Genomic DNA, 2,915 nt, shown 5'->3' with positions numbered 1-2,915 from the left:
TCGTCCGCCTGCGTCATGGTCGCGGCACCGCGCCCGGCGAGGCTGAGGATCCGGGCCGCTGCCCGGTCGGCTTCCTCCGCTTGGGCCCGCGCCGAGGCGACCGTCGCCTCGATCACCCGGATTTCCTCGGGGCGGCGGCCCTCGCGGAGGTTGGCAAGCTGACTCTCGGCCTGCGCCAGCGCCGCCGTCGCTTCGGACAGCGCGATCTCGGCATCCCGCCGCTCCATCTCCACGAGGATCGCGCCGCTTTGCACCCGGTCGCCGCGGGCGACCGCGAGCCGGCCGATCTGCGCCGTGGCGACAGGGGCGACGAGCACGTATTCCCCCTCCACGTAGCCGGTGGCGAAGGGCGGCGGGGGCGCGCAGCCCGTGAAGAGCGCCGAGATCAGGGGCAGGGCGCAGACGATGCCGGTCATGAGCGGCGTTCCCGTTCGATGAGAGAATGGAGGTTGGCGGCGAGGAGGTCGGCGATCGTCCCGGCCTCGGCCGGTCCGAGCGTGTCCCAGCCCATCCGGCGGGTGACGACGGGCCGGCCCACGCGGAAGTAGAGAAGCTGGCCGATCAGGCTGAAGACCAGCAGTCGCGTGCGCGGGCTCTCCGCCTCCTGCCCGGTGGCGGCGGCCCAGAGGGCGCAGAACCGGCGGTGCATCGGCTCGATCATGGCGCCGTATACAAGTTCGAAGATCACGCCCCCTTCACCGACCTCGCGCAGCATGAAGGGGACGAGCGGGGCGGCGACTGGCGAGGTGGTGACGAAGGCGCACATCGACCGCAGCGTCGCCTCCATCTCTGCAATCGCGGCCTGGGGTGCCGCCGGAACCGGCGCGCCGTGGTTGCCGAGGGCGGTGCCCATGCGGCGGATCACCTCGGCCCCGCAGGCGCGCCTCAGCCCCTCCTTGCCGCCGAAGTGATAGGCGATGGAGGCGACATTGGTTCGCGCCGCTGCCGCGATCTCGCGCGTCGAGGTGGCGGCGAAGCCCTTCTGGCCGAAGAGTCGCAGCCCCGAGGCGATGAGGTCGGCGGCGGTGCCTTCGGGGGCTTTCGGCGGGTCGGTCATAATTGCAGTCCTGAGTCGCGTGCGATTTTAATCAAACGATTGATCAAAATCAATCCACTCGCGTCCGCTTTCCAGCGCGCCCGCGATGCACTACACCGACGCCGATCCTTCGACCCCCAGCAAGGCCCCGCGACATGGACCATTTCCTCTACCGCGACGGCGTCCTCCATGCCGAGGATGTGGCGATTCCGGACATCGCTGCGGCCGTGGGCACGCCGTTCTACGTCTATTCGACGGCCACCCTGACACGGCACTTGCGGCTTTTCGAGGAGGCGCTCGCCGGGCTGCCGCACCTCGTCTGCTTCGCGATGAAGTCGAACGGCAATGTCGCCGTGGTGAAGACGCTGGCGGAGCTCGGCGCCGGCATCGACGTGGTCTCGATGGGCGAATACCTGAAGGCGAAGGCGGCGGGCGTCCCGGGGGAGCGGATCGTCTTTTCCGGTGTGGGCAAGACCCGCGAGGAGATGCGCACCGCGCTGGAAGGCGGCATCCGCCAGTTCAACGTCGAAAGCGAGCCCGAGATGCGGGCGCTGAACGAGGTGGCGCTGTCGCTCGGCCTGCGCGCGCCCGTCGCCATCCGGGTCAACCCGGACGTGGATGCGAAGACTCACGAGAAGATCGCCACGGGCAAGAAAGAAAACAAGTTCGGCATTCCGATCGGACGGGCGAGCGAAGTCTACGCCGAAGCGGCGGCCCTGCCCGGGCTCGACGTCGTCGGGATCGACGTCCACATCGGCTCGCAACTGACCGACCTCCAGCCGTTCGAGGCGGCCTACACCAAGGTTGCCGACCTCACCCGCCAGCTTCGCGCGGAAGGGCACGACATCCGCCGGCTCGACCTCGGCGGCGGGCTCGGCATCCCCTACGAACGCACCAACGCCGCCCCGCCGCTGCCGCTCGACTACGGCGCGGTGATCCGGCGCACCGTCGGCGCTCTCGGCTGCGAGATCGAGATCGAGCCGGGGCGGCTGATCTCCGGCAACGCGGGGCTTCTGGTGGCGCGGGTGATCTACGTGAAATCCGCAGAGGAGCGCGACTTCCTCATCCTCGATGCCGCGATGAACGACCTCGTCCGTCCCTCGATGTACGGCGCGCACCATGAAATCGTCCCCGTGATCGAGCCGGCGCCGGGGCTGGAGCCGCACCCCTACGACATCGTCGGTCCGGTCTGCGAGACCGGAGACACCTTTGCCCGGCAGCGCCCGCTGCCGCCCTGCGCCGAGGGCGATCTGGTGGCGTTCCGGTCGGCCGGAGCCTACGGTGCGGTGATGGCATCGGAATACAACGCCCGCCCGCTCGTTCCCGAGGTGCTGGTGCACGGGCATCAATTCGCCGTCATTCGCGCCCGCCCCACCTATGACGAGATGATAAACCGCGATAGCATCCCCGCGTGGCTCTGACGCGCAATCCCGTGCAAAGGGTCGAACCGGAGGCCCGCGGCCCGCGTGACCAGGATCAAGGCCCTTCCGCATGAGGCGCTGAGGCGTCTCGTCTGGCCGCTGCGTATCACGCGGGCGGGCATCGCGGCCGAGCGGATCACACGGGGCTTCTGGCCGGTCTGGACGATCCTCTTCGCCCTCATCGCCGCCGTCGCCTTCGGCGCGCAGGACTGGCTCCCGCTCGAGGTCTTCTGGGTCGGCGGGGTATTCGCGCTGCTCGGTCTTCTCTGGGCACTCGTTCGCGGCATACGCCAGTTCCGCTGGCCGACCGAGGCCGAGGCGCTCGACCGCCTCGACCGCACCTTGCCGGGGCGGCCGATAGCGGCCCTGACCGACAGCCTTGCGATGGGCGGCGGCGATGCCGGCACGGCTTCGGTCTGGCGGGCGCACGTGGCGCGCATGGCCGACCGGGCCCGCAC

The 2,915-nt window shown here is 69.8% G+C and carries 3 protein-coding genes and 1 pseudogene; 2 read left to right on the top strand and 2 right to left on the bottom strand.

The features are described 5' to 3' along the window. Both F9K34_RS18215 and F9K34_RS18210 read right to left on the bottom strand, forming a co-directional pair. Positions 1-416: pseudogene (locus F9K34_RS18215) on the bottom strand (HlyD family secretion protein); the annotation flags it as partial. Then, entirely contained in the window at positions 413-1,057 is a 645-nt protein-coding gene (locus tag F9K34_RS18210; RefSeq protein WP_291338523.1) for a CerR family C-terminal domain-containing protein, read from the bottom strand. The gene F9K34_RS18210 and the pseudogene F9K34_RS18215, both read right to left, overlap by 4 nt. A 134-nt stretch (positions 1,058-1,191) precedes the next feature. Here F9K34_RS18210 and lysA point away from each other — a divergent pair, with 134 nt between their 5' ends. Both lysA and F9K34_RS18200 read left to right on the top strand, forming a co-directional pair. After that, on the top strand, positions 1,192-2,457 hold the full coding sequence (lysA, locus tag F9K34_RS18205) for a diaminopimelate decarboxylase (protein ID WP_291338522.1): 1,266 nt from the start codon (positions 1,192-1,194) through the stop codon (positions 2,455-2,457). 45 nt (positions 2,458-2,502) lie between these two features. After that, on the top strand, positions 2,503-2,915 hold a 413-nt coding region (locus F9K34_RS18200; protein WP_291338521.1), incomplete at its 3' end, for a DUF4175 family protein.

It is taken from the genome of Albidovulum sp. (genome assembly GCF_008933605.1).
Lineage (GTDB): Bacteria > Pseudomonadota > Alphaproteobacteria > Rhodobacterales > Rhodobacteraceae > Albidovulum.
This window is presented reverse-complemented; position numbering and strand designations above follow the sequence as displayed.

What these genes read in the sequence shown, in the direction of transcription:
- F9K34_RS18210 (WP_291338523.1), bottom strand. Translation starts at nt 1,057, where the DNA reads ATGACCGACCCGCCGAAAGCCCCCGAAGGCACCGCCGCCGACCTCATC.
- lysA (WP_291338522.1), top strand. Translation starts at nt 1,192, where the DNA reads ATGGACCATTTCCTCTACCGCGACGGCGTCCTCCATGCCGAGGATGTG.